20 protein-coding genes are annotated in these 19,188 nt (G+C 66.1%); 13 read left to right on the plus strand and 7 right to left on the minus strand.

Annotated elements, in window-relative coordinates:
* Window positions 1-27: 27 nt before the first annotated feature.
* Window positions 28-693 (plus strand): retropepsin-like aspartic protease family protein, encoded by a 666-nt coding sequence (locus LH128_RS09750; protein ID WP_231958167.1) that lies wholly within the window; start codon window positions 28-30, stop codon window positions 691-693.
* A 108-nt stretch (window positions 694-801) separates the two neighbouring features.
* Here LH128_RS09750 and parC read toward each other — a convergent pair whose 3' ends face one another.
* Window positions 802-3,096: a DNA topoisomerase IV subunit A gene (gene parC / locus LH128_RS09755; protein WP_008829455.1), complete on the minus strand. Its 2,295-nt coding sequence runs from the start codon at window positions 3,094-3,096 to the stop codon at window positions 802-804.
* A gap of 110 nt (window positions 3,097-3,206) precedes the next feature.
* On the opposite strand from parC, the gene LH128_RS09760 reads away from it, so the two are divergent.
* Window positions 3,207-4,076: a DUF4349 domain-containing protein gene (locus LH128_RS09760; protein ID WP_008829456.1), complete on the plus strand. Its 870-nt coding sequence runs from the start codon at window positions 3,207-3,209 to the stop codon at window positions 4,074-4,076.
* A 6-nt stretch (window positions 4,077-4,082) separates the two neighbouring features.
* Here LH128_RS09760 and LH128_RS09765 read toward each other — a convergent pair whose 3' ends face one another.
* Genes LH128_RS09765 through LH128_RS09775 form a run of 3 tightly spaced genes read right to left on the minus strand, consistent with a single transcriptional unit; the run spans window position 4,083 to window position 6,557 of the window.
* Window positions 4,083-4,415, minus strand: a complete 333-nt coding sequence (locus LH128_RS09765) for a 2Fe-2S iron-sulfur cluster-binding protein (RefSeq protein ID WP_008829457.1) — start codon at window positions 4,413-4,415, stop codon at window positions 4,083-4,085.
* A gap of 1 nt (window position 4,416) precedes the next feature.
* The gene (locus tag LH128_RS09770; RefSeq protein ID WP_008829458.1) at window positions 4,417-5,505 is read right to left on the minus strand and encodes a cysteine desulfurase family protein; all 1,089 of its coding nucleotides are present in this window, start codon (window positions 5,503-5,505) and stop codon (window positions 4,417-4,419) included.
* Entirely contained in the window at window positions 5,502-6,557 is a 1,056-nt protein-coding gene (locus LH128_RS09775; protein WP_008829459.1) for a cysteine desulfurase family protein, read from the minus strand. The genes LH128_RS09770 and LH128_RS09775 overlap by 4 nt, the downstream gene beginning before the upstream one ends.
* 135 nt (window positions 6,558-6,692) lie before the next feature.
* Between LH128_RS09775 and LH128_RS09780 the strand changes: the two genes are divergently transcribed.
* Window positions 6,693-7,349, plus strand: coding sequence for an alpha/beta hydrolase (locus tag LH128_RS09780; RefSeq protein WP_008829460.1), 657 nt, complete (start codon window positions 6,693-6,695; stop codon window positions 7,347-7,349).
* Window positions 7,350-7,388: 39 nt separating this feature from the next.
* Here the strand turns inward: LH128_RS09780 and LH128_RS09785 are convergent, their stop codons facing one another.
* Complete coding sequence (locus LH128_RS09785) at window positions 7,389-7,601, minus strand: hypothetical protein (RefSeq protein ID WP_008829461.1); 213 nt, start codon at window positions 7,599-7,601, stop codon at window positions 7,389-7,391.
* Window positions 7,602-7,813: 212 nt separating this feature from the next.
* Between LH128_RS09785 and LH128_RS09790 the strand changes: the two genes are divergently transcribed.
* Window positions 7,814-9,649 (plus strand): DUF885 domain-containing protein, encoded by a 1,836-nt coding sequence (locus tag LH128_RS09790; protein ID WP_008829462.1) that lies wholly within the window; start codon window positions 7,814-7,816, stop codon window positions 9,647-9,649.
* A 45-nt stretch (window positions 9,650-9,694) separates the two neighbouring features.
* On the opposite strand, the gene LH128_RS09795 is transcribed toward LH128_RS09790, so the two are convergent.
* Window positions 9,695-10,048, minus strand: coding sequence for a hypothetical protein (locus tag LH128_RS09795; protein WP_008829463.1), 354 nt, complete (start codon window positions 10,046-10,048; stop codon window positions 9,695-9,697).
* Between the two features lie 248 nt (window positions 10,049-10,296).
* Between LH128_RS09795 and LH128_RS09800 the strand changes: the two genes are divergently transcribed.
* Window positions 10,297-11,451, plus strand: coding sequence for an MlaA family lipoprotein (locus LH128_RS09800; RefSeq protein ID WP_008829464.1), 1,155 nt, complete (start codon window positions 10,297-10,299; stop codon window positions 11,449-11,451).
* 94 nt (window positions 11,452-11,545) lie between these two features.
* Here LH128_RS09800 and LH128_RS09805 read toward each other — a convergent pair whose 3' ends face one another.
* On the minus strand, window positions 11,546-13,150 hold the full coding sequence (locus tag LH128_RS09805) for a phosphoenolpyruvate carboxykinase (protein WP_036524618.1): 1,605 nt from the start codon (window positions 13,148-13,150) through the stop codon (window positions 11,546-11,548).
* 235 nt (window positions 13,151-13,385) lie between these two features.
* Here LH128_RS09805 and LH128_RS09810 point away from each other — a divergent pair, with 235 nt between their 5' ends.
* The 8 genes from LH128_RS09810 to LH128_RS09845 all read left to right on the plus strand — a co-directional run bounded on the left by LH128_RS09810 (window position 13,386) and on the right by LH128_RS09845 (window position 19,165).
* Window positions 13,386-14,168, plus strand: a complete 783-nt coding sequence (locus tag LH128_RS09810) for a response regulator transcription factor (RefSeq protein WP_008829466.1) — start codon at window positions 13,386-13,388, stop codon at window positions 14,166-14,168.
* Window positions 14,161-15,732: a sensor histidine kinase gene (locus LH128_RS09815; RefSeq protein WP_037518796.1), complete on the plus strand. Its 1,572-nt coding sequence runs from the start codon at window positions 14,161-14,163 to the stop codon at window positions 15,730-15,732. Before LH128_RS09810 ends, LH128_RS09815 begins: the two co-directional genes overlap by 8 nt.
* Window positions 15,729-16,154: an HPr kinase/phosphorylase gene (locus LH128_RS09820; protein ID WP_008829468.1), complete on the plus strand. Its 426-nt coding sequence runs from the start codon at window positions 15,729-15,731 to the stop codon at window positions 16,152-16,154. The genes LH128_RS09815 and LH128_RS09820 overlap by 4 nt, the downstream gene beginning before the upstream one ends.
* A 70-nt stretch (window positions 16,155-16,224) precedes the next feature.
* On the plus strand, window positions 16,225-17,142 hold the full coding sequence (rapZ, locus tag LH128_RS09825) for an RNase adapter RapZ (protein WP_036524610.1): 918 nt from the start codon (window positions 16,225-16,227) through the stop codon (window positions 17,140-17,142).
* Between the two features lie 48 nt (window positions 17,143-17,190).
* Window positions 17,191-17,595: a PTS sugar transporter subunit IIA gene (locus LH128_RS09830; protein WP_008829470.1), complete on the plus strand. Its 405-nt coding sequence runs from the start codon at window positions 17,191-17,193 to the stop codon at window positions 17,593-17,595.
* Window positions 17,592-17,870: an HPr family phosphocarrier protein gene (locus LH128_RS09835; RefSeq protein WP_008829471.1), complete on the plus strand. Its 279-nt coding sequence runs from the start codon at window positions 17,592-17,594 to the stop codon at window positions 17,868-17,870. The genes LH128_RS09830 and LH128_RS09835 overlap by 4 nt, the downstream gene beginning before the upstream one ends.
* Window positions 17,867-18,700, plus strand: coding sequence for a TrmH family RNA methyltransferase (locus tag LH128_RS09840; RefSeq protein WP_008829472.1), 834 nt, complete (start codon window positions 17,867-17,869; stop codon window positions 18,698-18,700). Before LH128_RS09835 ends, LH128_RS09840 begins: the two co-directional genes overlap by 4 nt.
* A gap of 147 nt (window positions 18,701-18,847) precedes the next feature.
* Window positions 18,848-19,165 (plus strand): META domain-containing protein, encoded by a 318-nt coding sequence (locus tag LH128_RS09845; protein WP_008829473.1) that lies wholly within the window; start codon window positions 18,848-18,850, stop codon window positions 19,163-19,165.
* Window positions 19,166-19,188 lie beyond the last annotated feature (23 nt).

Consider the following 19,188-nt stretch of genomic DNA (forward strand, 5'->3'; position numbering starts at 1 on the left):
CGCAGTCAGCGCCGCGAAAGCTGCAGTATGATAGACCCATCGACCATGGACCTTGCCGACATCCTGAACTTCCTTGCCGGGCAGCCGTTGCTGGCGCTTGCCTTCGCGGGCATCGTCGCGAGCGTGATCGGCGGAATGCTGCGTCGGCCGCTACCACTCCTCGGCAGTTTGCTGCGGGGGGTGGGTAACCTTGGTCTGCTCGCCGCGATGCTGTTGACGATCGCGCAAGTCACGCGCCTGACCACCGGCACCGATTTCGCCCTGCCTCAGTTCGGCATCGAGCGTCAGAGCGTCGCGGGCGGCGAGACGCGGGTGCCGATGCAGCCGGACGGGCACTTCTGGATCAGCGCCACGGTCAACGGCGTGAAGCGCGATTTCCTCGTCGATACCGGCGCGACGCTGACGGCGATCTCGCCCGCTACGGCGCAGGAGGCGAGACTCAAGGCCAATCCGCTCAACCGCTCGGTGCTGATGCGCACGGCTAACGGAACAGTGGAGGCCCAGCTGGCGGTGATCGACGAACTGCGCATGGGCAGCGTCGTCGCGCGCGAGATCGACGCGGTGGTGGCGCCGGGGCTCGGCGACGCCAATGTCATCGGCATGAACCTGCTGTCGCGGCTCGCCAGCTGGCGCGTCGAGGGCAAGACGCTGATCCTGGTGCCGCATCATCCACAGGATGTGCAGCAGAACTGATTTGCGCACGCCTCCCGGGGCTTCGACAAGCTCAGCCTGAGCGGTTTTGATAGATTGGGCTATGAATCCCGCTCAGGCTGAGCTTGTCGACGCCCCGGCAGCATTACACTACCCTTGGAACTTGTTGTCCCGCGGGAACCCGTTCGGCGGCAAGCGCCCGGCCGCACCGCGCGCAACCTTCCACAGCGCCATGTCCTTCTCGGTTCGCGTGCGGCCGCTCTCGCCGCCCATGGTCCACGAGAGGCCGTCCTCCAGCCTGAGCGTCGTCACATCGGCCATGCCGCCATCGCGGTAGCGCTGGAGCGTGACCCCCTGCCCCTTGGCCATGACCGGCAGTTCCTCGAGGCTGAAGATCACCAGCTTGCGGTTGTCGCCGACCACCGCGACGTGATCGTGCTCGGCCGGGATCTCGCGCACCGTCGTCAGCGTGACGCCGGGCTTGGTGGACATGACCGCCCGGCCCTTGCGGGTTTCGGCGAGCAGTTCGTCCATCTCCGCCGCGAAGCCGCGCCCGATGTTGGAAGCCAGCAGCAGTTGCGCCTTCGGCTTGTAGACGATCGCCTCGATGATATGCGCCTCGGCATCGATATCGACCATCGTGCGGATCGGCTCGCCGAAACCGCGCGCTCCGGGCAGCTTGTCAGCGCCAAGCGTGTAGAACCGCCCGTTGTCCAGCGCGATTAGGATCTTGTCGGTGGTCTGCGCATGGAACGCGAAGGCCGGGCCGTCACCTTCCTTGAACTTGAAGTCGCCATCCAGAGCCACATGCCCCCTGGCCGCCCTGATCCAGCCACGCGCGGAGAGGATCACCGTCACCGGCTCCTTCTCGATCATCGCATCCATGGAGAACTCGACGGTCTTGGTCGCCTGCGCGATCGTGGTGCGGCGGCGGCCGAGCGCGGTGTCCTCGGCATAGTCCTTGCGCAGGTTCGTCAGATCGCGCTTGATGCGGGTGCGCTGGCGAGCCGGGCTTTCGAGCAGCTTGTTGAGGTCGTCCTGCTCCTTCAGCAGTTCCTCGTGCTCCTTGCGCAGTTCCATCTCTTCCAGCTTGCGCAAGGAGCGCAGGCGCATGTTGAGGATGGCTTCGGCCTGGCGGTCCGTCAGTTCGAACTCTGCGATCATCACCGGCTTGGGCTCGTCCTCGGTGCGGATGATCTCGATGATCCGGTCGAGGTTGAGGTAGGCGATGATGTAGCCCGCGACCAGTTCGAGGCGCGAGGCGATCTTCTCCAGTCGGTGCCGGGTGCGGCGCAGCAGGATGTCGATCTGGCTATAGACCCACTCCGACAGCAGCAGCTTGAGACCCAGAACCCCCGGCGTACGGTGAGAATCGAGCACGTTGAGGTTGAGACTGAACCGGCTTTCGAGGTCGGTCAGCTTGTAAAGGCTTTCCTTCAGCAGTTCCGGATCGACGTTGCGGCTCTTCGGCACCAGGACGAGACGGATTTCCTCGTCACTCTCGTCGCGGATGTCCTCCAGGATAGGCAGCTTGCGGTCGCCGATCAGTGCGGCGATCTGCTCGATCAGCTTGCCCTTCGGCAGCATGTAGGGAATTTCGGTGACCACCAGTTGCCACTGGCCCGAGCCCAGCTTTTCGATGCCGGTCTCTTCCCACGCTCCGTCCGCACCGCGTCCGGTCGAGAAACGCGCCCGCACGCGAAAACCGCCCTTGCCGGTCTCGTAAGCATGGCTGATCGCCTCGGGGCTGTCGACAACGAGGCCGCCGGTCGCAAAGTCGGGGCCTTTGAAGACCTCCATCAACTGCGCATGCTCGGCATGGGGATTGTCGATCAGCAGCAGCGTGGCGTCGATGATCTCGGCGACGTTGTGGCTGGGGATCGACGTCGCCATGCCCACCGCGATGCCGGTCGCGCCATTCGCCAGCAGGTTCGGGAAAATGCCGGGGAAGATGTCCGGCTCGCTTTCCTCGCCATTGTAGGTCGGGATGAAATCGACGGTGCCCTCGTCCAGCCCGGCCATGAGCTGGATCGCCGTCTTGGTCAGGCGCGCTTCGGTGTAGCGGTAGGCCGCCGCATTATCGCCGTCGATGTTGCCGAAGTTGCCCTGGCCCTGCACCAGCGGATAGCGCAGGGAGAAATCCTGCGCGAGACGCACCATCGCGTCGTAGACCGAGGCGTCGCCATGCGGGTGGTACTTACCGATGACGTCGCCGACGACGCGGGCGGACTTCTTGTAGGCGCTGGCCGGGTCCAGCTTGAGCTGCCGCATCGCCCAGAGCAGGCGGCGGTGGACCGGCTTCAAGCCATCCCGAAGGTCCGGCAGAGAGCGCGCGGTGATGGTGGACAGCGCATATACGAGATAGCGCTCGGACAGCGCCGCATCGAAGGGCGCATCGACGATGGCGTCGAAGGGATCGGATTCGTCGTCTGTCGTGGTCACCATGGTGGCGGGACACTAGCAGCGCCCTGCCCGGGGCCAAAGCCGATTTCGGCCGTTTTCCAGAACTTGCGACTGAGATAGCTTCGAACGCGAATCGCGGGAGTTTCAAGAGGATGAAGATGCGCCGTTCGCTGCTGCTGCCGATCCTTCTCGCCACCGCGATTTCCGGCTGCGGCAGCGAGCCTGCTTCCGAACAGCAGGCGACCACCGTGGACATCCGCGAGGAGCCGCCGACGGCCGGACAGAGCGCGGAGGGCAAGAAGTCCGAAGCGATCTCCGTCAGCGCACCCAACGCCCCTCGCATCGCCTATATCTACGAATACGGATATCGCCTGCCGGCCGACCGCATCGCCGAAGTCCAGCGCAAGCAGGCCGACATGTGCGAGCGAATGGGACCGACGCAGTGCCAGATCCTCGACATGAAACAGGGTAGCGCAGAGGGGAACTACGCTTCAGGCTCGCTGTCGCTGGCAGTCGCCGCACCGCGTGCACGCGCTTTCGGGGCGGAACTCGGCCGGGTCGCGGGGAGCGCCGGTGGCTCCCAGGTGTCCGGCGGCATCTCGGGCGAGGACTTGTCGAAGCAGATGGTCGATACCGAAGCGCGGCTTCGCGCCCGCACGGTGCTGCGCGACCGGCTGATGGAAGTGCTCGCCATGCGCAAGGGCACCGTCGCCGAACTGGTCGAGGCCGAGCGCGGCGTCGCGCAAGTGAACGAGGAAATCGATCAGGCGCGCAGCTGGCTGGCGGAAATGCAGAACCGCGTGAACTTCAGCCGCGTGAACCTGACTTACGAAGCGGGATCGCCCGCTAGTGGCGGCTTCCTCGCGCCGATCCGGGGAGCGCTGGGCAGCGTCGGTTCGGTACTGGGCACGATCGTCGCCATGCTGATCATGCTGGGCGCAGTTGCGATTCCGCTGGGCCTCGTCGGCCTCGCCATTCGCTGGGCGGTGCTGCGCTGGCGGGGGCGCTCTTCGGCCGATTGATGAGGGTCAGCCGATCTGCATGTCCCTGACGACGCCGGGGATGCGCACCGCGATCCCGTCCAGCGCATCCGTCAGCTGGATCTGGCAGGAGAGCCGGCTGGTGCGCGTCACCCCGGCGGCGAGGTCGAGCATGTCCTCCTCGTCGTCCGAAGCCGGGACCAGCTTATCGAACCAGTCGGGCGAAATGATCACGTGGCAGGTCGAGCAGGCCATCTGGCCCTCGCACGTTCCTTCGAGCGGCATCCCGGCGTTCTGAGCCACTTCCAGCAGGCGCGATCCCGGCTCGGCCTGCGCCGAAACCCGCGATCCGTCGATATTCACAAACAGGACATCAACCAAGTTATACTCCCTGCGCCGCCGCAGCGGCTTCTATTCTGGCGCAGGCATCCTCAATTTCCCTTAGTTCACTATATCGCCCGAATCCCAGACGGATAGAGCTTTTGGCATCCCTATCCGAAAGACCCAGTGCCTGCAGCACGTGGCTCGGTCTACCCGATCCGCTGGCGCAGGCCGATCCTGCCGAAAAGGCGAGGTCGCGCAGGTCCGACATCAGCCGCGCGACGTCCAGTCCGTCGAGGCGCACGTTGAGATTGCCGTGCCAGCGCTGCGTCGCCGATCCGTTAAGTGTCCAGCGTGAAAGAATTTCCCTCGCCCGCTCCCACAGACCGGCAACGTGAACGGCATCCTCCTCCATGCGTTCTTTCGCCAGCTTCGCGGCCGCGCCGAAGCCTGCGCAGAGCATCGGGCTCAGCGTTCCCGAGCGCAGTCCCTGCTCCTGCGCGCCGCCGCGGATCAGTGGTTTGAGGTCGAGCCCATCACGCAGCCACAGCGCGCCGATGCCCTTCGGACCGTGGAATTTATGGGCACTCAACGCTACCATAGCGGCACCCAGCGGCACCCTGACCTTGCCAACGCCCTGCACCGCGTCGCACAGGAACAGCGCACCGGCAGCCTGCGCCCGCTCGGCGAGACGGTCGACCGGCTGGACGGTTCCGATCTCGTTGTTGACCTGCATAACCGCGACGAGATCGGCATTTCCCATAGGCACCTCGCCGTCGACGAGACCCTCGCTATCGACCGGCAGCACGGTCAGGTCGGCATCGACGCTGCGCGCGGTATCGAGCACCGCCGCATGCTCGATCGCCGAGACCGCGAGGCGGCTTGCACCGCTGCCGAGGATTGCAAGGTTGATCGCCTCGGTCGCCCCCGAGGTGAAGATCACCCTGCCGCCCGGCGGCATCAGCGCGGCGACTTGCGCGCGGGCCACCTCGACGGCGGCGGCAGCAGCCCGGCCCGGGCGATGAGGGCTATGCGGGTTGGCGAAACCTCCCGCGCCGCGCTCCCACTCCGGCCCGGCCAGCCAGGGCAGCATCGCCTCGCGCGCTTCGGGGGCGAGCGGCGTGGTCGCCTGATAATCGAGGTAGATCATGCGTTCACCTCGGCCCAGGCCTGTGCGAAGGCGTCCAGTTCGTCGGGCGTCGTGCTCCAGCCCAGCGAGATGCGGACCGTGCGCTTTGCCGTATCGGGATCGATACCGAAGCCCTGCAGCACCCGACTCTGCTTGAGCGTGCCCGACGAACAGGCGCTTCCGGCCGAGATCGCGAAACCCTTGGCATCCATGCGGATCAGCATTGCCGTCGCAGAAATCTTAGGCGCGGCAACGGCGAAGATGTGCCAGCATTGCACGCCGGGCTGGATTACTTCCCCATGTTCGGACAGTCGGTTCCTGAAATCAAAGCGCTGCTCCGCGCTGGTGGCCCAGCTTTCGACGCCGCCCGCCTCCAGCGCCGCCGCGAAACCCAGCGCGCCCGGCAGGTTCTCAGTCCCCGCGCGGTAGCCGCGCTCCTGACCGCCGCTGGGCTCGATCATCGCGAAGTCGCGCACCAGCAGCGCCCCAATGCCGATCGGGCCGCCCAGCTTGTGCGCCGAAAGCACCACCATGTCGGCATCGGGCAAAGCGGACTTCCCCGCCGACTGCGAGCAATCGGCAAGGAACAGGCCGCCACTCTCACGCACCTGCTCCGCCAATAGATTGTCCGCATAGGACAGCAGCGCCGTCCCCGTCTCGGAATTGACCGATTGAACCGCGACCACCGCCCGTCCAGCCCCGGCAAGCGCAGCGGCAAGCGCCTCGCGATCCACCTCGCCCTCGCGGACGGGAATGACCTGCGCATCCGGCGCCGCGCGGAATACCGCATCATGCTCCACCGCCGAGACCAGACGCCGCTCCGCCTTGGCCCGGCCGAGACCCAGCGCCAGCGCCTCGCTGGCACCCGAAGTGAAGATCACCTCGCCCTGCCAGTCCAGCGCCGCCTTAACCCGCGCGCGGGCATCCTCCAGCGCCGCGCGGGCACCGCGACCGGCCGCGTGGGGGCTCGACGGATTGGCCCAGATCGCCGCTCCCTCCAGCCAGGCGTCGCGTGCACAGGGCATCATCGGCGTGGTCGCCGCGTGGTCGAGATAGATGTTCGGGAGGGCCATTGCCTGAGACATTGCTTGCGAAGTTGTTTTTGGGACGAATATTTCTATATAGCCAACCTTCCTCTTTTCCACTCCCGCGACGGATCGCTGCACAGCGACTCGCGGGAGTTTCAACAAGTCAGGCCGCAAACACCTATGCCCGCAGTCATCTTCCCCGGTCCCGAAGGTCGTCTCGAAGGTCGTTTCCAGCCCGCAACGCGCCCGCGCGCGCCGGTGGCGATGATCCTCCACCCGCACCCGCAGGCGGGCGGCACGATGAACGACCGCATCACCCAGCACATGTACAAGACCTTCGTGGCGCGCGGTTTCGCGACGCTGCGCTTCAACTTCCGCGGCGTCGGCCGCAGCCAGGGCAGCTTCGACAACGGCATCGGCGAACTGTCCGATGCGGCGGCGGCGCTCGACTGGGTGCAGTCGATCCATCCCGAGGCTTCGACCACCTGGATCGCGGGCTATTCGTTCGGCGCGCTGATCGGCATGCAGTTGCTGATGCGCCGTCCGGAGATTCGCGGCTTCATCTCGGTGGCGCCGCCGGCCAACATGTACGACTTCTCGTTCCTCGCGCCCTGCCCGGCTTCGGGCATCATCATCCAGGGCACCGGCGATACGGTCGTCACGCCGAACGCGGTGCAGAAGCTGGTCGACAAGCTGCGCACGCAGAAGCACATCACCATCCATCACGACGAAATCCCGCGCGCGAACCACTTCTTCGAGCACGAGACGCCCGAACTGATGCGCTCGGTCGACAACTACCTCGACATGCGCCTCGCGCCGGATTGCCCGATCAAGTAATCCGTCAGGTCAGGAAAATTCATCGCAGGCGTCGGAGCATCACTCCGGCGCCTGTTCCTTTTTCGCCTCGCTCGACAGCGACCGGCCATCGCGGCCCGGTAGCGTCCAGATCGCGATGTTGACGATCATCACCCCTGCCAGCACCAGCATCAGCACCGCCTGCTTGCGGTAGCCGCCGCGCCGCAGCAGCGCGATCGCTCCCAGCACGAGCGCGATGACGGTGAGCACGAGAAGCGAGAGAGCGATGTCCATGGCGCTGTCCTAGAGCAAGATCGCGGGAAGGCGAACCGTCTCGTACTTCAGCTTCTCCATCCCCGCTCAGCCTGAGCTTGTCGAAGGCCCATAGGCTGGGCGCATGGCCCGGTGCTTCGACAAGCTCAGCATGAGCGGTGTGCTCTGAAAGCAGGACACCCCACCCCATCCAGCGGTTTGACACCCGCGAACCGCCTCGCCATCGTCCGGGCATGAGCCACACCTCCCATTCGATTTCCCGCCGTAGCGCGATCCACCTGCTCGCGGCCGGAACCGCCGCCGCCGCCCTGCCGGCCCGCGCTTTCGCGACTTCTCCCGCGCGGCCCGATGCCGCCGCGCTGCTTGACGAGATCGCCTGGAGCCTCCTCGACCACGTGCCCGAAAGCGCCACCGGGCTCGGAGTCGATACCGGCGCTCACCACGCCTTGCGTTCGCGCATGGAGGACCGCTCGCAGGCCGGGCGCGATGCCTATGCCGCCACCTTGCGCAAGGGCCTCGCCCGGATCGAGGCGTTCAACGCCAAGGGGCTCGACCACTCCACGCGCACCAGCATCGCCGTAGTGAAAAGCGCCTTCGCCACCGCGCTGGAGGGTTTCGCGCTGCCTTATGGCGACGTCGCGGTGGGCGGCTGGCGCAATACGCCTTACGTCGTCATCCAGAACGTCGGCGCCTATCTCGATGCCCCGCGCTTCCTCGATGCCGACCATCCCGTCAACACGCCTGCCGACGCCGATGCGTGGATCGCGCGCCTGTCGCAACTGGACGACCAGCTCGACGGCGAGCGCGGCCGGATCATCGATGCCGCCGCCAAAGGCCTGGTGCCGCCAGACTTCCTGCTCGACCGCGCCATCGCGCAGATGACCAGCACGATCGCCGACGCGCGCAAGGACGGCGGCAGCCTCGCCGCCTCGATCGCCGGGCGTACGGGCAAGATGAGCGGCACTTGGGCCACCGACGCCCGCCGCATCATCGCCGCCGACGTCATGCCTGCGCTGGAGCGCCAGCTTGCCGAACTCCAGCGCCAGCGCGGGCTCGCGAAGAGCGATCCCGGCATGCGCGAAAGGCCGCAAGGCTCCGAATATTACGCCTGGGCACTGCGCGCCAGCACCACGACCCGCGTGCCGCCCGAGGACGTCCACCAGCGCGGCCTGCAGGAACTCGCCGAGTTGCATGCCCGGATGGACCCTATCCTGAAGTCGCTCGGCTATACCACCGGCACCGTCGGCGCCCGGATGACCGCGCTGGGCGAGGACAAGCGCTTCCTGTTCGCCGAGGGCGACCCGGGGCGCGCCGAGATCCTCGCGTTCATCCAGAAGCGCGTCGACTGGATACGCGCGCAGATGCCGCGCGCCTTCCGCGAACTCGTGCCCGGCAATGTCGAGGTCCGCCGCCTGCCGCTCTCCGAAGAGCCCGGCGCGCCAACGGCTTATGGCGGCGCGGGCTCCAAGGACGGCACCGTACCCGGCAAGATGTGGATCAACTTGCGCAGCACCGACCTGCACCGCAAGTACGACCTGCCCACCCTCGTCCACCACGAGGCGATCCCCGGCCACGTCTGGCAGGGCGAATATGCCAACCGCCTGCCGCTGATCCGCTCGATCCTGGCGTTCAACGCCTATTCCGAAGGCTGGGCGCTCTACGGCGAGCAGTTGGCCGACGAACTCGGCGCCTATGACGACGATCCGGTCGGACGGCTGGGCTACCTGCAGTCACTGGCGTTCCGCGCCTGTCGCATGGTGGTGGACACCGGCCTTCACGCCAAGGGCTGGACGCGCGAGGAGGCGGTGCGCTTCTTCATGGAGAAGAACGGCAACAAGCGCGAGGAAGTGGTGAACGAGGTGGACCGCTACTGCTCATGGCCGGGTCAGGCCTGCGGCTACAAGATGGGCCACTCGCAGATCGTGGCGCAGCGCAAGCGCGCGCAGGATGCGCTGGGCTCGGCCTATGATCTGCGCGACTACGACCAGACGATCGTGGACGGTGGCAACGTGCCGCTCGACGTGCTGGCGCAGAACGTCAGCGAATATATCGCTACGAAGAAGAAGTAGTAGGTACGCTGCCCTCCCGGACGGAATCCGGGAGGGCAGATAGGTTCACGACTTGCCGAACAGGCCCTTCGCCATGCCGGCGAGGTCGTCCATGACGCTGCCGTCGCCGTCCTTGTCGAAGAAGCTGGCCGCCTTGCCGGGGTCGGAGGCGATGGCGCTGGCGAACTGGGTCAGCGAACCCTCGCCGCCGATCTGGCTGATCAGCTGCTGGATCGTGCCCACGTCGAGGCCGCTGCGCTCCGCCGCCAGCTGCGCGGTGTCACCGTCCTGCTGGTGCGCGATGCCGAGTGCGGCAATCGCCTTTTCCGCCACGGCCGGATCGAGCCCCAGCTTCGTCGCGAGATTGGTCACGTCCGCGTGTTCGCTGACCTGACCGAGAATGCCGTCGAAAAGTCCCATGTGTCTCACTCCAATGATGGACGATAGAAATATGAGGCGAAGAGGTGCGGAAAGAAAGCCTTGAAAGCGTCTTCACCCTGACGCCCGGTTGCCTGATCCGTTGGACGAGGCGCCGGGTGTGCGATTGACGTATAGCCCGATGCACCCTAGCGCTCGAATACACCTTGAGTATGGTTGGGGCTGCCTGAGGCGTGGTGTAGATTGATGACGCAGGCACCCTCGTAGTGTCTGCTGGCAAGGACTAGTTCATGAGCCTCACTGCCGCCGCTGTCGCGGTGATGATAAGTGCCGTCGCCCCCGAAGCCGGTGTTCCGACGGGCGGGGGGCCGGTTCCCGTATCGCAGCCCGCCACAACGTCCGACAGCGCTATGCCGGCCGCCGACACCGTCCCGCCAACGGTTGTGCCGGTACAAGGTGTCCCGACCGATGTGCCGATATCGCCGCCTGCGACTAGCGGCACCATCGCGATACCCGGCGATGCGCCGATCATCGTGCCTCCCGCCGTGGCACCGACCGTCCCGGACGCCGTTGGCACCGATACCGGACCGGACATCGTCGTCACCCGCCGCAGACGGGCGCCTCCCGGCGATCCCCTGGAAAAGATCAACATCCAGTCGTTCGCGGTGACTCAGGCCGTCGATGCGGCCGTGATCGAACCCGTCGCCAAGGCCTACAACAAGGGGCTCCCCAAGCCCGTGCGGCAGGGCCTGCGCAATTTCTTCTCGAATCTCGGCGAACCGGTGGTGTTCATCGCGTATCTGCTGGAGCTCAAACCCGGGAAAGCCGCGGAAACGGCGGGCCGCTTCGCGATCAACAGCACGATCGGCGTGGCAGGCCTCGTCGACATGGCCAAGCGCAAGCCGTTCAATCTGCCTTACCGCCCCAACGGATTCGCCGATCTCCTCGGGTATTACGGGATCGGCCCGGGGCCGTTCTTCTATCTGCCGATCATCGGCCCGACCACGCTGCGCGACGTGATAGGCGATACCGTGGACAAGGCATTCCTGCCCGTGGTGGTGGGTAGTCCTTTCAACAAGGCGGTGGTGGCGACCCCTTCGGTCATCCTCGACCAACTAGGCGAACGCGCTGCCTTCGATGAGGAAATCAACAGCATCCGTAAGGAAGACGACCCTTACACGACATACCGTGAACTTTACCTGCGCCAACGCAAGGCCGAGATCGACGCGCTGCACGGGCGGGTCACGCCGGACGTCGTGCCGGTCTACGGCCCGGGCATGAAGACGGCAGGGGGCAAGGCGAAGCCTTCGAAGGCAGTGGCCCCGCAAGCGCCGGCGGCCGAGAGCACCGTTCCGGAGGCAACGACGCCGGAAGCCGTCGCCCCGAAGACGAGCACGCCGGAAACTGCAGCGCCGCTCATCGTCCCGGAAACCGTGCAGCCCTAGGGGCCCTAACCCCAAAGCCTGCACTCGTCATCGTTATTTTCAAAACCCCCGGGATCGCAATCCCGGGGGTTTTCTTCATACTGTCGAGCCAGCCTCAGGCTGCGACGGGAGCCGCCTTGCGCACGCCCTCGTCGACGTGCTCTTCGAACTGCTCGAAGTTGTCGATGAACTGCTTCACCAGCGTCTGCGCGGTCTTGTCGTACTCCGCGCCGTCAGCCCACGCACCGCGCGGGTCGAGCAGCTTGGTATCGACGCCCGGCACCGCCACCGGAACCTCGAAGCCGAAGTTCGGATCTTCCCGGAACTCGGCATCGTTCAGGCTGCCGTCGAGCGCGGCATTGAGCAGCGCGCGGGTCGCCTTGATCGGCATGCGCTTGATGCCTTCCATGGTCGCCTTGCCGCCCGACCAGCCGGTATTCACCAGCCAGCACTTCACGCCGCCCTTGGCGATGCGCTCCTTGAGGAGATTGCCGTAGACCGAGGGATGACGCGGCATGAACGGCGCGCCGAAGCACGTCGAGAACGTCGCTTCCGGCTCGGTCACGCCGATTTCGGTGCCCGCGACGCGCGCGGTGTAGCCCGAGAGGAAGTGATACATCGCCTGATCGGGCGTCAGCCGCGCGATCGGAGGCAGCACGCCGTAAGCGTCGGCCGTGAGGAAGATCAGGTTCTGCGGCACCGGCCCGAGGTTCTTCTCCGAGCAGTTCGGAATGAAGTCGATCGGATAGGAACCGCGGCTGTTCTCCGCCAACGAGTTGTCGTCGAGGTCGATCTTGCGGGTCACCGGGTCGATCACGACGTTCTCCAGCACCGTGCCGAAGCGGCGGGTGGTGGCGTAGATTTCCGGCTCGGCCTCTTCGGACAGGCGGATCATCTTGGCGTAGCAGCCACCCTCGAAGTTGAACACGGCGGTGTCCGACCAGCCATGCTCGTCATCGCCGATCAGCGTGCGCGAGGCGTCGGCCGAAAGCGTGGTCTTGCCGGTGCCCGAAAGCCCGAAGAACACCGCCGTATCGCCGTCCGGGCCGATGTTGGCCGAGCAGTGCATCGGCATCACGCCCTTCACCGGCAGCAGGTAGTTGAGGATGCCGAAGACCGACTTCTTCATCTCGCCCGCATAGGCGGTGCCGCCGATCAGGATCAGCTTCTCGGTGAAGTTCACCGCGATCACCGTTTCCGAACGCGAGCCGTGGCGCGCGGGATCGGCGCGGAAGCTCGGCAGGTCGATGATGGTGTATTCCGGCGCGAAGCCCTCCAGCTCGGTCGCGGTCGGACGCACCAGCAGGGTGCGGATGAACAGGTTGTGCCACGCGAACTCGTTGATCACGCGCACGTTGACGCGGTGTTCCGGCTGCGAACCGCCGAACAGGTCGGCGACGTAGAGCGTGTCCTTCTCACCCAGCGCCGCGAGGAAATCCTCCTTGAGCGCCGCGAAGTGCTCCGGCGTCATCGGCACGTTGGTCTTGCCCCACCATACGGTGCCTTCCGTCTCGGCGTCCTTGACGATGAACTTGTCCTTCGCCGAGCGGCCGGTGTGCTTGCCCGTGGCGACGACGAAGGGACCATCGGCCGAAAGCACGCCCTCCCCGTTCTTCACCGCATGCTCGACCAGAGGGGCCGTACCGAGGTTCGCGAAGATCTGGGCCTTCGTCTCTATGCCCTGTTTCGAGAGCGGATGGTTAAGGGTGGTCAATGTCATCTCCTCCAAAAGATGGCGTCGCTACGGGTATTCCCGCTGACGCTAAGTCGATTCCTGCGCAAGAATCGTGCCGCCGACTAAGCGGCAGTCTCTTTTCCGTCAAATTGACTTCAATTGAAACCATCAAGGGTTGTTGGACCTGACATTTAGTCCCCGCACCGCGAGAATTTGCCATGCGCAGACAGAGCCGCTAGTCAGGCTCGCCCATGCAGCAGAAAGCACCGTCGCCGCGCCCATGGCAGATCCTTTGAATGCTCCTGCCGACGATACGCCGCTCCTGCCGCCCGTGGCTCCTGCCGTCACGCCGCGCCAGCAGACGATCGCGCTCGTCGATGACGACCGCAACATCCTCACCACCTTGTCGATCAGCCTTCATGCCGAAGGTTTCGCCACGCGCGTCTACGCGGACGGCGAAACGGCGCTGAAGGCTCTCCTCGAGAACCCGCCCGACCTGGCGATCTTCGACGTGAAGATGCCGCGCATGGACGGCCTCGAATTGCTCAAGGTGCTACGCGCGCAGTCGTCGCTTCCGGTGATCTTCCTGACGTCCAAGGACGAAGAGCCGGACGAGGCGCTGGGCCTTGCGATGGGCGCCGACGACTACATCGCCAAGCCCTTCAGCCAGCGCCTGCTCGTCGCGCGCATCCGGGCCATCCTGCGCCGCAGCGAACTGGCCAAGGCGCCGCCCGAGGAAGCCTCCGGGGCAGACATGCCCGACCCCGTCTTGCGCGGCAGGCTTGCGCTCGATCCGGCGCGGCATCAGGTCACCTGGGACGGCAAGCCCGTCTCGCTCACCGTCACCGAATTCCTGATCCTCGAAGCCCTGGCGCTGCGCCCGGGCGTCGTGAAAAGCCGCAACCAGCTGATGGACGCCGCCTACAGCGACGACGTCTACGTGGACGACCGGACCATCGACAGCCACATCAAGCGCCTGCGCCGCAAGTTCCGCGCCGTGGATCCCGAATTCGGCGCGATCGACACGCTCTACGGCGCCGGCTACTCCTTCGCCGATGGCTGAGCGATCCCGCTCCCGCCGGCGACGTCCGGTGCGATTGCTCCTGTCTTGGCGCGTATCGCTGACCGCGCGCATCCTCGCGGTCAACTTCATCGCCCTGGCCCTGATGGCCGGCAGCCTGTTCTATATCGACAGCTATCGCAACGAACTGCTCGCCGAGCGCTACCGGCTCGCCAAGTCCGAGGCGGAGATCACCGCCGACGCGCTTGCCGACGAAAGTTCCGCCGGTCGGCTCGCGCTGATCACCCGCATCGGCACGGAGCAGGATCTGCGCCTGCGCCTGTTCGACAGCCGTGGCGAACTCGTAGGCGACAGCTTCACGCTGGCCCCGCCCTCCTATCGCCTGATCGATCCGGCCTCCGAACCCTGGCTGCAGGACGCCGCGCGGATGCTCGACCGGGGGATGGACTTCATCCTCGGCGCCCCGGAAATCGCCGATTACCGCGACCCGAGCGACACCAGCGCGCGCGGCTGGCCCGAAGTCCGCGCAGCTTTGGTCGGCCGGGAAACCTGGATCAACCACAAGGCCGCGCCCGACCGCACCCCCGTCATCATCGCCGCCACCCCCGTCGGCACCGACGGTTCCGCGCTGCTGGTGACCCGCAACGCCCGCGACATCACCGAGAACGTGCGCATGGCGCGCCAGACCCTCGCCATCATCGTCGGCGGCGCGCTGGGCGTCTCGATCCTGCTCTCGCTGTTCCTCGCCCGCACCATCGTCGAGCCGCTGCGCAAGCTGGTGCGGGCCGCCGTGCGCGTGCGCCTCGGCCGCGACCGCAGCGTCATCGTCCCGCGCCTCCCCGACCGTCGCGACGAAATCGGCCTCCTCGCCCGCGCCATCTCCGACATGAGCGGCGCCCTGCGCCAGCGAATCGACGCGGTCGAGAGCTTCGCCGCCGATGTCGCCCACGAGCTCAAGAACCCCCTGACCTCCCTGCGCAGCGCGCTGGAAACGCTCGACCGGGTCGACCAGCCCGACTTGCGCCGCCAGCTCCTCGGCATCGCGGAGGACGACGTGCGCCGGATCGACTTTCTCGTCACCGAGATCGCAGACGCAAGCCGCATCGACGCCCAGCTCAGCCGCACCACGTTCGAGCCGCTGGACATGGGCCGCCTCGTCCAGAACCTCGTCGCCGAGCGCGACCAGCGCGGCGTCAACGGCTCCAGCCCGGTCACCGTGACGATCGAGGATGCCGAACTGACCGTCCCCGGCGACCCGCCGCGCCTCGAACGCGTCCTGCAGAACCTCATCGACAATGCCGTGTCGTTCTCACCCCCGGACGGCCCGATCGAGATCACCCTGTCGCACATCGACAACCGCGTGAAGATCGCCGTCGCCGACCACGGCCCCGGCATCCCCGAGGCATCGCGCGAGCGCGTGTTCGAACGCTTCCACTCGCTGCGCCCCTCCCGCGAGGAATTCGGCACGCACAGCGGCCTCGGCCTCGCCATCGCGCGCACCATCGTGGAAGCGCACTTCGGCCGCCTGATCGCCACCGACCGCACCGACGGCCAGCCCGGCGCACGGCTGGTCATCTCCCTGCCGCGCTGGGAGAACGAGGCATGAGCGCCGAAGCCCGCCAATCGACCTGCGTTGCCATCGGCAACCGCGCCATCCTGATCGAAGGCGCTCCGGGCTCGGGAAAATCCAGCCTTGCGCTGGCCCTGATCGACCGGGGCGCAATGCTGGTCGGTGACGACTCCGTGATGCTCGAAGCTTGCGACGGATGGCTCTTCGCCAGCCCCCACCCCCACACACGCGGCCTGCTGGAAGTCCGCAACCTCGGGCTGGTCCCGCACGACTGCACCGAGAAAGTCGCGGTCGCGCTCGTCCTGCATCTCGACGGCTCCGCACCGCGCTACATCGAAAAGGCTGAGAGCATCGCAATCAGCGGCGTCGAGGCGCCCCTCATCCGCCTTGCACCGCACGACGCGGTGCTCGCGATCAAGGCGGAACTTGCCCTGCAACGCTACGGGCTGCCTGTATAAAGCCCCTCGCACGGCGGGGACGGCCTTTTGGCCCCTTCCCTTTCCCGGCGGCAAGGCGCAGATAGCGACGATGGGGACTAAAGTGGGAAATCCGCAGCGCTTGCTGCTGGTTACGGGCATGCTGGGTGCGGGCAAGACGACGGCCTTGCGCGTGCTGGAAGACCTTGGCTGGGAAATCGTCGACAATTTCCCGGTCCGCATGCTCGAAGCGCTCATCGACGGCGCCCCCGAAGGCGATCCCACGCCGCTCGCCATCGGTTTCGATTCGCGTACCCGGGGCTTCGATCCCGAGCGCGTGATCGCGCAGGTCAAAAGCCTCAGCGAACGCCGCGACCTCGAAATCACCACGATGTTCCTCGACTGCTCCAGCAAGGAACTCGAACGCCGCTACAACGAAACGCGCCGCCGCCATGCCCTCGCCGCCGATGCGCCGGTCTCCACCGGCATCCGGGCGGAACGCGAACTGCTGGCGCCGCTGCGCCGCTGGGCGGACCTGCTGATCGAGACCACCGAATTCACCTCCAACGACCTGCAGCGGTCGATTCGCGAGCGTTTCGCCGAGAGCACCGCCGACGAACTCACCGTCACCGTCTCCAGCTTCGGTTTCTCTCGCGGGATGCCGCCAGTCGCCGACCTCGTCTTCGACATGCGCTTTCTCGACAACCCGCACTGGGACACCGAACTGCGCCCTCAGACGGGGCAGGACGCGCCTGTAGGCGACTATATCCGCAAGGACCCGGCCTGGGACGAGGCCTTCGCCCGCATCCGCGATCTCATCCTCCTGCTGCTTCCCCGCTACCGGGCACAGGGCAAAGCCTATGTCCACATCGCCTTCGGCTGTACCGGAGGGAAACATCGTTCGGTATTCACCGCAGAACAGATCGCAGCGGTCTTGCGTCAATCGGGATTTTCGCCCACATTGCTGCACCGCAACCTGGGCTCACGGGCGGCGGATCTTCTCGAAGGGGGTCTGCGGCGTGGAAAATAGAGACATGAACCGGGTGCGATTGCAGGAATTTCGGAGCGCACTCCCGGCATGATCGGCATGATTCTGGTTACTCACGGCAATCTCGCCGAGGAGTTCGTACACGCGATGGAACACGTCGTCGGCGATCAGGCCGATGTCGAGACCGTCTGTATCGGCCCGAACGACGACATGGAACGCCGCCGCTCCGAAATCGCCGACGCCATTGAAAAGGTGGACAGCGGCGAAGGCGTGATCGTCCTCACCGACCTGTTCGGCGGCACGCCCTCCAACCTCGCGATCTCGCTGATGCAGGCTGGCAAGGTCGAAGTGATCGCCGGGATCAACCTGCCGATGCTGATCCGCCTCGCCAAGGCGCGCGGCTGCATGCCGGTGCGCGAAGCGGTCGCCGCCGCGCGGGATGCGGGCCGCAACTACATCACGATCGCCAGCGAATATCTGGGTCAGGACGCATGATCGACTGTCGCGATTCGGTGCTGATCGTCAACAAGCGCGGCCTCCATGCCCGCGCCAGCGCCAAGTTCGTCGGCCACGTCGCCGATCTGCCGGGCGGGGTTTCGGTGACGGTCAGCAAGGACGGAATGTCCGCTGAAGGCGGCTCGATCCTCGGCCTGATGATGCTCGGTGCGGCCAAGGGCGACACCATCGAAATCGCCTGTTCAGGCAACGGCGCCGACGCCGCGCTGGCGGTTCTGGCGGGTCTGGTACGCGACGGCTTCGGCGAAGAGTGAGCACCCCCTATTCGCCGGGCGGCATCGAACGCCGCACGATCACCGGCTTTTCCAATCCCCTCGTCAAGTTCCTGCGCTCGCTTCGCGACAAGAAGCACCGCAAGCGCGAGAAGCGCTTTCTGGCGGAAGGCCTGCGCCTGCTCACCGACGCGCGCGAATGCGGCGTGCTGCCGGAGATGCTGGTCATGGCCATCGGCCGCGATCCGCATCCGCTGCTCGATGCGCTCGAAACCGCCGTCGCGGCGGCGGGCGGAGAGATCGTCGAGATGGACGTGGAAATCCTCGCCAAAGTCACCGGCAAGGATAATCCGCAGGCCGTCGCGGGCGTCTTCGCCGAATTCGACACGCGCCTCGCGAACCTCGACCGAGCCAGTTCGCCGATCTGGCTGGTGGCGCAGGCGCTGCGCGATCCGGGCAATCTCGGCACCATGCTGCGCACCGGCGACGCCGTGGGTGCGGGCGGCCTCATCCTCATCGACGATTGCGCCGATCCGTTCTCGGTCGAGGCGGTACGCGCCAGCATGGGCGCGATCTTTACCCAGAAGATCGCCATCGCGCCCTGGGAGGAATTCCAGGACTGGCTGCGCGGCGGTGACGGCCAACTGGTTGCGGCCTCGCTGCGCGACCCGACCGACTATCGGCAGGCGCCTTATGCTGCGCCGTGCTTCCTCATGGTCGGCAACGAATCGCAGGGGCTTCCGGCCGATTACGAGCAAGCCTGCGACCTGCGCGTTACCATGCCGATGCTGGGCCGCGCCGACAGCCTAAACGCCGCCGTCGCGGGCGCGGTTCTTGCCTACGAGGCACTCGCGCATCTGCGGAGTTCCTGAAACTCCGCGTTCATCCCATCCTCACCTCTCGGGCGTAAGACTCGATGGGTGATGCGACGACTCGCCCTCCTTCTCTGTCCGCTCCTGCTGGCTGGATGCTCCGACGCGGGGCACCTCACCCAGCGCGGTCCTGCGGGAGAAAACTGGGTGGGCAGCCAATGGCACTTCGCCGCGATCGACGGTCGCGCCCCTGAGGACGCTAGCGCTCAAGTCGCGTTCGAAGGCGAGCACCTTCTGGTGCAGGTCGGCTGCAACCGGCTCAAGGGACCCTGGCGGATGGAGGCGGAACGCCTGATCGCCGGGCCTTTCGACCAGACCGAAGCCGTCTGTCCTAGTTCCTCATGGGAACAGGGCAATGCCGTCAGCGCCCTGCTCGCCGCGACGCCGCGGGTAACCGTAGAGGGCAAGCGCATGATCCTGCAGTCAAGCGGCCACACCGCCGAACTTACACGCGCGGTAGACTGAGCCGAGTGTCTCAAGAGCATTAC

This window comes from Sphingomonas sp. LH128, from assembly GCF_000293195.2.
GTDB classification, from domain to species: domain Bacteria; phylum Pseudomonadota; class Alphaproteobacteria; order Sphingomonadales; family Sphingomonadaceae; genus Novosphingobium; species Novosphingobium resinovorum_A.

Bases quoted from the DNA above. Each gene is read 5' to 3' on its own strand.
- LH128_RS09750 (WP_231958167.1), top strand. From the start codon at position 28: ATGATAGACCCATCGACCATGGACCTTGCCGACATCCTGAACTTCCTT.
- parC (WP_008829455.1), bottom strand. From the start codon at position 3,096: ATGGTGACCACGACAGACGACGAATCCGATCCCTTCGACGCCATCGTC.
- LH128_RS09760 (WP_008829456.1), top strand. From the start codon at position 3,207: ATGAAGATGCGCCGTTCGCTGCTGCTGCCGATCCTTCTCGCCACCGCG.
- LH128_RS09770 (WP_008829458.1), bottom strand. From the start codon at position 5,505: ATGATCTACCTCGATTATCAGGCGACCACGCCGCTCGCCCCCGAAGCG.
- LH128_RS09775 (WP_008829459.1), bottom strand. From the start codon at position 6,557: ATGGCCCTCCCGAACATCTATCTCGACCACGCGGCGACCACGCCGATG.
- LH128_RS09780 (WP_008829460.1), top strand. From the start codon at position 6,693: ATGCCCGCAGTCATCTTCCCCGGTCCCGAAGGTCGTCTCGAAGGTCGT.
- LH128_RS09785 (WP_008829461.1), bottom strand. From the start codon at position 7,601: ATGGACATCGCTCTCTCGCTTCTCGTGCTCACCGTCATCGCGCTCGTG.
- LH128_RS09790 (WP_008829462.1), top strand. From the start codon at position 7,814: ATGAGCCACACCTCCCATTCGATTTCCCGCCGTAGCGCGATCCACCTG.
- LH128_RS09795 (WP_008829463.1), bottom strand. From the start codon at position 10,048: ATGGGACTTTTCGACGGCATTCTCGGTCAGGTCAGCGAACACGCGGAC.
- LH128_RS09800 (WP_008829464.1), top strand. From the start codon at position 10,297: ATGAGCCTCACTGCCGCCGCTGTCGCGGTGATGATAAGTGCCGTCGCC.
- LH128_RS09805 (WP_036524618.1), bottom strand. From the start codon at position 13,150: ATGACATTGACCACCCTTAACCATCCGCTCTCGAAACAGGGCATAGAG.
- LH128_RS09810 (WP_008829466.1), top strand. From the start codon at position 13,386: ATGGCAGATCCTTTGAATGCTCCTGCCGACGATACGCCGCTCCTGCCG.
- LH128_RS09815 (WP_037518796.1), top strand. From the start codon at position 14,161: ATGGCTGAGCGATCCCGCTCCCGCCGGCGACGTCCGGTGCGATTGCTC.
- LH128_RS09820 (WP_008829468.1), top strand. From the start codon at position 15,729: ATGAGCGCCGAAGCCCGCCAATCGACCTGCGTTGCCATCGGCAACCGC.
- rapZ (WP_036524610.1), top strand. From the start codon at position 16,225: ATGGGGACTAAAGTGGGAAATCCGCAGCGCTTGCTGCTGGTTACGGGC.
- LH128_RS09830 (WP_008829470.1), top strand. From the start codon at position 17,191: ATGATCGGCATGATTCTGGTTACTCACGGCAATCTCGCCGAGGAGTTC.
- LH128_RS09835 (WP_008829471.1), top strand. From the start codon at position 17,592: ATGATCGACTGTCGCGATTCGGTGCTGATCGTCAACAAGCGCGGCCTC.